Source organism: Nostoc sp. (assembly GCF_036919895.1).
In the GTDB taxonomy this organism is placed as follows: domain Bacteria; phylum Cyanobacteriota; class Cyanobacteriia; order Cyanobacteriales; family Nostocaceae; genus Nostoc.
In genome coordinates this window covers 66,478-74,951 of the sequence record NZ_JBALBW010000052.1, presented here as the reverse complement: position 1 = coordinate 74,951, position 8,474 = coordinate 66,478, and the positions used below count along the sequence as shown (strand labels likewise).

The 8,474-nt window shown below is 44.5% G+C and carries 8 protein-coding genes; 2 read left to right on the top strand and 6 right to left on the bottom strand.

Annotated elements, in window-relative coordinates; all coding sequences use genetic code 11:
• The 6 genes from V7K55_RS09535 to V7K55_RS09510 form a co-directional block, all read right to left on the bottom strand.
• On the bottom strand, nt 1-634 hold a 634-nt coding region (locus tag V7K55_RS09535; protein WP_442949079.1), incomplete at its 3' end, for a tetratricopeptide repeat protein.
• The gene (locus tag V7K55_RS09530) at nt 616-1,233 is read right to left on the bottom strand and encodes a tetratricopeptide repeat protein (protein WP_334830516.1); all 618 of its coding nucleotides are present in this window, start codon (nt 1,231-1,233) and stop codon (nt 616-618) included. The genes V7K55_RS09530 and V7K55_RS09535, both read right to left, overlap by 19 nt.
• Before the next feature lie 323 nt (nt 1,234-1,556).
• A complete protein-coding gene (locus V7K55_RS09525) occupies nt 1,557-1,979 on the bottom strand; it encodes a type II toxin-antitoxin system VapC family toxin (RefSeq protein WP_334830514.1) in 423 nt (140 codons plus the stop codon).
• The gene (locus V7K55_RS09520) at nt 1,976-2,230 is read right to left on the bottom strand and encodes a hypothetical protein (protein ID WP_334830512.1); all 255 of its coding nucleotides are present in this window, start codon (nt 2,228-2,230) and stop codon (nt 1,976-1,978) included. The genes V7K55_RS09525 and V7K55_RS09520 overlap by 4 nt, the downstream gene beginning before the upstream one ends.
• 182 nt (nt 2,231-2,412) lie before the next feature.
• Nucleotides 2,413-3,393, bottom strand: a complete 981-nt coding sequence (gene hemB, locus V7K55_RS09515; protein WP_334830510.1) for a porphobilinogen synthase — start codon at nt 3,391-3,393, stop codon at nt 2,413-2,415.
• A 327-nt stretch (nt 3,394-3,720) separates the two neighbouring features.
• Nucleotides 3,721-4,080 (bottom strand): DUF4870 domain-containing protein, encoded by a 360-nt coding sequence (locus V7K55_RS09510; protein ID WP_334830508.1) that lies wholly within the window; start codon nt 4,078-4,080, stop codon nt 3,721-3,723.
• Nucleotides 4,081-4,203: 123 nt separating this feature from the next.
• On the opposite strand from V7K55_RS09510, the gene prfC reads away from it, so the two are divergent.
• Both prfC and V7K55_RS09500 read left to right on the top strand, forming a co-directional pair.
• Nucleotides 4,204-5,832: a peptide chain release factor 3 gene (gene prfC / locus V7K55_RS09505; protein ID WP_334830506.1), complete on the top strand. Its 1,629-nt coding sequence runs from the start codon at nt 4,204-4,206 to the stop codon at nt 5,830-5,832.
• 108 nt (nt 5,833-5,940) lie between these two features.
• Complete coding sequence (locus V7K55_RS09500; protein WP_334830504.1) at nt 5,941-8,217, top strand: M48 family metalloprotease; 2,277 nt, start codon at nt 5,941-5,943, stop codon at nt 8,215-8,217.
• Nucleotides 8,218-8,474 lie beyond the last annotated feature (257 nt).

Sequence of the window (8,474 nt, the reverse complement as noted above, 5' to 3'; positions counted from 1 at the left end):
ATTTGAGCGCTTCTTGCTTTTCTCCTAATGAGGAGTAGACACTGCCAATATTGTTGAGGGTGGTGGCTTCCCCTCCTCTGTCCCCCACTGCACGGTATATGGGTAAGGCTTGGTTGTAGTATTTGAGCGCTTCTTGTTTTTCTCCTAATGAGGAGTAGACACTGCCAATATTGTTGAGAGTGCCGGCTTCCCCTCCTCTGTCCCCCACTGCACGGTATATGGGTAAGGCTTGGTTGTAGTATTTGAGCGCTTCTTGTTTTTCTCCTAATGAGGAGTAGACACTGCCAATATTGTTGAGAGTGCCGGCTTCCCCTCCTCTGTCCCCCACTGCACGGTATATGGGTAAGGCTTGGTTGTAGTATTTGAGCGCTTCTTGTTTTTCTCCTAAATCGTCGTAGACACTGCCAATATTATTGAGGGTGTTGGCTTCCCCTCCCCTGTCCCCCACTGCACGAAGTATGGGTAAAGCTTGGTTGTAGTATTTGAGCGCTTCTTGCTTTTCTCCTAATGAGTCGTAGACACCGCCAATATTGTTGAGGGTAATGGCTTCCCAGCAATTCTCATTTTGAAACCAGTTTGCGTCATTTGAGCGATCAATGAAATTATTAAGAATTATTAAACCCTTGCATAACAAGGGTTTTTATGTAATGAAATCTTAAAATGAGAATTGCTGATGGCTTCCCCTCCCCTGTCCCCCACTGCACGAAGTATGGGTAAAGCTTGGTTGTAGTATTTCAGCGCTTCTTGCTTTTCTCCTAATGAGGAGTAGACACCGCCAATATTGTTGAGGGTAATGGCTTCCCCTCCCCTGTCCCCCACTGCACGGAATATGGGTAAAGCTTGGTTGTAGTATTTCAGCGCTTCTTGCTTTTCTCCTAATGAGGAGTAGACTCTGCCAATACTAAGGAGGGTAAGGGCTTCCCAGCGTTTATCATCAACTTGTTGCCAAAGCTTCAGCGCTTCTTGCCATTTCCCGATCGCCTGTCGCAGTGATTCTGCTGTCCCTTGTTGATAAAGCTGCGTCCCTTCTTGAGAAACCCGTTCCGCAGCAGCGCGAGTGGCATCTTGTTGAGTGGTTTCTGGCTGCTGTGCTATCTGCAACCCTCCGTTTCTCGGTGTCGCCCCCACAGCATCAGCAAGCATTACCGCACTCAGCAACAAAGTTAAACTATAACGGGTAAATTTTGTTAGAAAGCACCAAAAAACCCACTGAGACTTTGCACTCCCCATCATTGTTTAGCCTCAATCCGTGATTATTAACAACCCTATTTCTGCCGAACCCAGTCCCTAATAGTAATAAATTATTTAATTGTCATCAGGGATATTGCTGAAACTTTGCTGAAGCTTTATGTTGATTTTATGGCTGCGGTCTAAATTTACGGTTCTGGTTTCTGTTTTTGCAACGAACTCCCTCAGCAAACCCTGATTTTCTCGTTCTCGCGCTTCCTCCCAGGAGATAAGGCAATACGGTTCAGTTAAGGTTAAAGATGTTAATAAAATTTTAGGAATTTTAGCTAGTGGTGTCCGGTGAAAAAATTATCATTAAGTAGCGATCGCTATCCCCATAACACCCGCACAAAAGGTTTTTTCCGATAACGCCGATAAATATCAAAATCACTGTCCAAGGTCGCGATCGCAGCAATATCCAAACGCTCTGAAATGACAATCAAGGATAAATCTGCAAAATCCCCTGGTAAATCTCTGTACTGAGTATTCAACTCAGCAATGCGCGAAAAATCTTGTGGCAATAGTTGCTCACACTCGTAGAGTTGTTTAGCAACATCTAGAAGAAACTCGTTTTGTGTACGCCAATCAAAGTTGAGCAACCACACCACTTCTGCAATACAAATGGGCGTAGTCACGAGCCTAGAAGTACAGTTTTCAAAGAAGCGACGCACCTGTTGGTGATACTGATCTCTAGCACTGTAGTACGCAAACAAAAACCCGCTATCTGCGAGTATAAGCGGATAATAGGTCATGAATGCCGCTTGTTGAGATATTGAGCGATCGCTTTCTTACGGTTTGAGCGTTCCGATAAATCCGTTGGTGCATCTTGCAGCAAATGTTCAGGATGTCCACCCCGTCTCTCAACCAAAGTTTTATCCGCTTGTAAGGTTAGCCAGCGTTCAGCAATCAAGCGTCTGATCAACTCACTCTTTTCCGTTTGCTCGTGAGCCAAGATATCGGCTAGCTGCCGTTCTGTTTCTTCGTCAAGCCTGACACTGAGCATAACTTTTATCGGATTTGCAATACACGTATGACAAGTATAACGCGGATTAGTTAATTTTTTTTTGAATTTCCCACCAGCCAAACCTAAAATACAAAAAATCTCACGCCCAAACACCAAAACACAATTCTGCGTCTGAAGCGCCTCTGCGTGAGATTTCTTAAATTCTTACTCAATCGCCCACCTTACTTTAACCATCGCGCCGCATCTTTGGCGTGGTAGGTCAAAATCAAGTCTGCACCAGCACGTTTAAACCCAGTTAAAGTTTCCATAACCACGCGCTCCTCATCAATCCAACCATTGAGAGCCGCAGCTTTCACCATCGCATACTCACCAGAAACATTGTAAGCTGCAACTGGTAAGTTACTCGCTTCCTTCACCCGCCAGATAATATCCATGTATGCCAAGGCTGGCTTAACCATGAGCATATCAGCACCTTCCGCGATATCCAATTCAACCTCTTTAATTGCTTCGCGGGCGTTACCTGAGTCCATTTGGTAAGTTCTTCTATCCCCAAATTGCGGTGTCGAGTCTGCTGCATCCCGAAATGGGCCATAATAACCCGAAGCATACTTAGCAGCATAAGACAAAATCGGCGTATCTTGAAATCCTGCTTCATCCAAGCCCTGACGAATTGCTTGCACAAACCCATCCATCATCCCCGAAGGCGCAATGATATCGGCACCGGCTTTCGCTTGAGAAACTGCTGTTTTTTTCAACAATTCCAGAGTCGGATCATTTAAAACTCGTCCTGTTAAATCACCAGTTTGTAAATAACCACAATGACCGTGGCTAGTATACTCACATAAACAAGTATCAGCAATTACAATCAAATCTGGCACTGCTGCTTTTACCGCCGTTGCTGCTTTTTGGACGATACCGCAATCATGCCAAGCGCCAGTGGCATCCACATCTTTATCAGCCGGAATCCCAAATAAAATAATAGAAGGAATTCCTAAGTCATAAACTTCTTTGGCTTCTTCAACAATTTTATCTACCGAAAGTTGGTAGACTCCAGGCATAGATTTCACCTCATTAGCGATTCCCTCACCTGGTACAGCAAATAATGGGTAGATTAAATCGCTTGTTGTTAAAACAGTTTCACGAACCATCCGGCGCAGTTGGGGATGAGTACGCAGACGACGGGGGCGATGTGTAGGAAACATAAAATTTTATGAAGAAAAACAACGCAGATGGACACAAAACAAAGCGTCACAAAAGCAGGCTAAAATTTTCCTGCCGTCAGACAGACTACAAACAGTGCTTAACTGTCTTTTGCCCTACTCTTAATCAAGTTGTGGGGCAATTTTGTATTTTACAGCTTGGTTGCACCTATCCGACGGACTGGAAAAAAAAACAACATAAGCAATTCAAAATTCAAAATCGTAAGACTCTCTGTTGGCAAAATCCTTGCGATTGGTTGTGTGCAAACTCAAGGCACAACAGCTTAATAAAAATAACTGACAATTCCCAATGCCCAATGATAATTTCTTCTAAAAAACTCGAAAAATGTAGGGATAACGAAAAGGTATATCAGGATTGTTGAAAACTCCGATGAGCGCCCAAATTGTTAATCCCCAGTGTAATAGATATCCCAGACCTGCTAGTGGCCCCAGCAATAATAGAGGTAAGACTAACCAACCAAATAGAAAAAACAGCGCTCCTAGAATTGCGCCATAAAGCCAGACATTAAAGTGGAAATTGATGGATTCTTTGGCGTTTTCTTTAACAACAGGATCGTCAGATACAAACAGTATCGCGATCGGTATACCGACAGATACGAATGTTGTACTGAAGAAAATTGCTCCATGCGCCAAGGCAGATAGAAGCTTTCGCTTGTCTGTGTCGTACATTGCTTTCTCCTATTTAATCAGATTGTTGGTTATACTACGACCCTATCACGAGCGTCGTTGTCTTAAGATTAAAAGACTTGCCAGACTAAAAAAAATTAAGTTAGCTAACAAACAAATACATTTATGTCTACTGAACTTCAGTCTGAACTTATTCAAGCGGTTGAACTTCGCCGCAACTTTGCGATTATATCTCACCCTGATGCGGGTAAAACTACACTTACAGAAAAGCTCTTGTTGTACGGAGGTGCAATTCACGAAGCTGGGGCGGTTAAGGCGCGACGGGCGCAACGTAAGGCTACCTCTGACTGGATGGCGATGGAACAACAACGGGGTATTTCTATTACCTCCACAGTGTTGCAATTTGAATACAAGAACTGTCAAATAAATTTATTAGACACTCCCGGACACCAAGATTTCAGTGAAGATACTTATCGCACTCTCGCCGCCGCCGATAATGCAGTGATGTTAATTGATGCGGCAAAAGGTTTGGAACCCCAAACCCGTAAGTTGTTTGAAGTGTGCAAGTTGCGGGGTATCCCAATTTTTACATTCATCAACAAGCTAGATCGCCCAGGAAGGGAACCTCTGGAATTGTTGGATGAAATTGAGCAAGAATTGGGATTGCAAACCTATGCGGTAAACTGGCCGATTGGGATGGGCGATCGCTTTAAAGGTGTTTTTGACCGACACAAACAACAAATTCACCTGTTTGAACGCAGCGCCCACGGCAGCCGAGAAGCACGCGATACGGTAGTCGAATTAGGCGATCCAAGAATAGAAGAACAGCTAGAACAAAGCCTGTACCACCAACTAAAAAATGATTTAGAACTGTTAGATGGAGTTGGGCCAGAGTTAGATTTGCAACTGGTACACGAAGGCAAAATGACGCCTGTGTTCTTTGGTAGCGCCATGACTAACTTTGGTGTAGAGTTATTCCTCAAGTATTTCCTCGACTATGCCCTCAAACCCGGTTCTCATTACAGCAGTGTTGGCGAAGTTCCCCCTACCTACCCAGAATTTTCGGGGTTTGTCTTCAAACTGCAAGCGAACATGGATCCGAAACACCGCGATCGCGTCGCATTTATCCGGGTCTGTACTGGTAAGTTTGAAAAAGATATGATGGTGAATCACGCCCGCATTGGTAAACTCATCCGTCTATCTCGCCCGCAAAAACTCTTTGCTCAAGAGCGGGAATCAATTGATGTGGCTTATCCTGGCGATGTGATCGGTTTGAACAATCCCGGTGTTTTTGCGATCGGGGATACAATTTACACGGGACAAAAGCTCGAATATGAAGGGATTCCGTATTTTTCGCCGGAACTGTTTGCATCTTTGAGGAATCCCAACCCCTCGAAGTCTAAACAATTCCAAAAAGGTGTTGCGGAATTGCGAGAAGAAGGTGCTGTGCAAATCATGTATTCAAATGATGAAGCCAAGCGCGATCCAATTTTGGCGGCGGTGGGTCAGTTGCAATTTGAAGTGGTACAGTTTCGCTTACAAAACGAGTATGGTGTAGAAACCATATTAGATTTATTGCCCTACAGTGTCGCCCGTTGGGTTGAGGGTGGTTGGGAAGCATTAGAAAAAGTGGGACGAATATTCAATACCACTACAGTTAAGGACAGTATGGGACGACCAGTGTTGTTATTCCGTAATGAATGGAATTGTCAACAGTTGCTCGGCGACCATCCAGAGTTAAAATTAAGCGCGATCGCTCCAGTATTTTCTAGTCAACAACCAGTGGAGGAATAATTCACTTGACAAGCAAAACTTGGGCGCGGTTGAGTTCCACGGCATCCGAGGTTCGCGCTTTTGCCCAAACGTGGATCACTTAGAAGAGATTGGAGTGCCAGAATTTGTATGCCTTCACATGCCAAATCATCTTTGGAGGCTGGTTTAATTGCCCTCAAACAGGGAAATTACCAAACAGCTATCGCTGAACTTGAACCTATTGCTAGCAGCCAAAGCAATGGTACTGCTAGCTTACAAGCCCAGGTTGGTTTAGTGATGGCTTATGCTCGCACTGGCGAAGTTTCCCAAGCGATCGCTATTTCCCAGAATCTCATTGAGAGTAACAATCCGCAACTTCAAGAGTGGGCAACACGCGCTCTCGAACACCTAACAAAACGTAAAAAACCCGATCGAGAATCAAAAAACGTCGAAACTGGATTTGTTGCTTTTGAGAATTCAACCCCAAATTCAACCCCAAATTCAACTCCGACAACTCCTACATTAGAGGAAAAGCCAGAAGATCGAGTAATAGAAACCAAAAGCGACGACACCCCAGACACCCCGGCGATGGTGCCACTCACTAGGCTCAAAGCTATAGTAGCGACACCCTTACCACAACCTGCTACACCCCTAAGCGGCTTCATGGGTTCCGTTACCCGCACTCAAGCCAAATTATTCGGCGTTATTTATTGGCGGCAAGCACAACGTGCCAGAGCATGGCAACCACTACGCAAACCGAAATTGATTCCCTTGCGACTACTGTCAGCAGGAACATTTATCGCCCTGTTTTGGGTGATGCGAGAAATCCTGAAGTTTGCAATGGGATTAATCAACCAAACTTTAGTCAAACTACCTTATCTGGAGCCGTTGCAGCTTTTATACCGCGACCCTACTAAATTGTTGCTGATAGTATTGGCGATCTCGATGGCAGTATCACCTTGGTTGCTGGATCTGCTACTGGCAAAGTTCTATGGTCAGCGAGAATTTCCTAAAGATGTATTGAATGCCCATAGCCGTGAAGCTGTCCGGGTACTTCAACGTTGCAGCCAACAGCGCCACTGGCCGCTACCCAAATTACGAATTTTACCAATGGCTGCACCAGTTATCCTGACCTACGGTAGTTTACCACGTAATGCCAGGATTGTTGTGAGTCAAGGGCTATTAGAGCAACTAGCAGATGATGAAATCGCCACTATCTATGCCACGCAGCTAGGGCATATTGCTCACTGGGATTTCGCTGTGATGTCTTTGTTGCTGCTGGTAACACTACCAACCCATAAGCTATATCAGCAAGTGTCACAGTTGGGAGACAAGATATCAGGCAAAATTTGGCGCTGGCCAGTGACAATTCTAGCAAGTCTCATTTATGGAATTTGGTGTTTGCTGACTGGGACTGGATTGTGGTTATCCCGGTTGCGACTTTATTATAGCGATCGCGTCGCAGCTGAAATTACTGGTAATCCCAACGCCCTGATTCGAGCTTTACTCAAAATTGCTATTGGCATTGCAGCTGATATCCAAAAAGAGGAAGAGACAAGTTGGCAACTAGAAAGCTTAAATCTCCTGATACCAGTCAGCCACCAACAAAGCCTTGCTTTGGGTACTATTGCCAGCAATTTATCTTTTGAATCATTTTTGAACTGGGATACTGCTAATCCCTATCGACGATGGTTTACGATTAACAATAGTCATCCTTTAATGGGCGATCGCATAGAACGTCTTTGTAAAATAGCCCGTCACTGGCATCTAGACACCGAACTACATTTTGCTAGCGTTCCATCAAAGGTGAAGCGTCAGTCTTTCTTATTACAAATTGCTCCCTGGTTGGGAATTCCTTTAGGGGTTCTGTTTGCAGCTTTAGTTTGGCTAACCTGGCAACTAGCATTCGCACTTAAGTTTTTAAATCTAAGGTGGATATATGAAGATTGGTCTTTCATTACAGGCTGCCTTCTAATTGGCTTTAGCATCGGTACAGTAATGCGGATTAATTCTTTTTTCCCTGATATTAAACCCGCTACTGTGCAAACTGACGACTACCTGCCCAACCTCTTAGCTGACCCTTCCACCTTACCTATTGATAGCGTCAGCGTGCGTCTGGTGGGCAAACTATTAGGTCGTCAAGGCACTAGCAACTCCCTAGCGCAAGATTTAATCCTCCAATCCAGCGCGGGTTTGGTGAAATTGCACCACATTTCTTGGCTAGGACAGGCAGTTAATCACCAGGATCTCATTGGTCGCCAAATTATCGTCACAGGTTGGTTCCGCCGAGGAGCAACACCTTGGATCGATATCCAAACCCTGGAAACCCAAAGTGGTAAAACCATTTATAGCCCTCATCCCATCTGGTCTACTTTTTTGGCAGTTGCAGCACAGGCTTGGGGCGCATACGTTTTTCTCACTGGTTAGTCATTGGTCATTGGTTATTGGTCATTAGTCATTAGTTATTTGCAAAAGACAAAGGACAACTGACAAATAACAAACCAAAATGTAAACAAAAGTTGCAGGTTTTCTTTCAAAGTGTTACATTTATTTACACAAACAATAGCAACCAAGATAACTCAGCACTACAGCTTAGTTAGAAACTCGGATGCTTTCAACCCCTCCATACCTTTTTATCCTCCCAACACAGCAGGAAATCAACCAGCCACCGGCTGGTTTTTGTT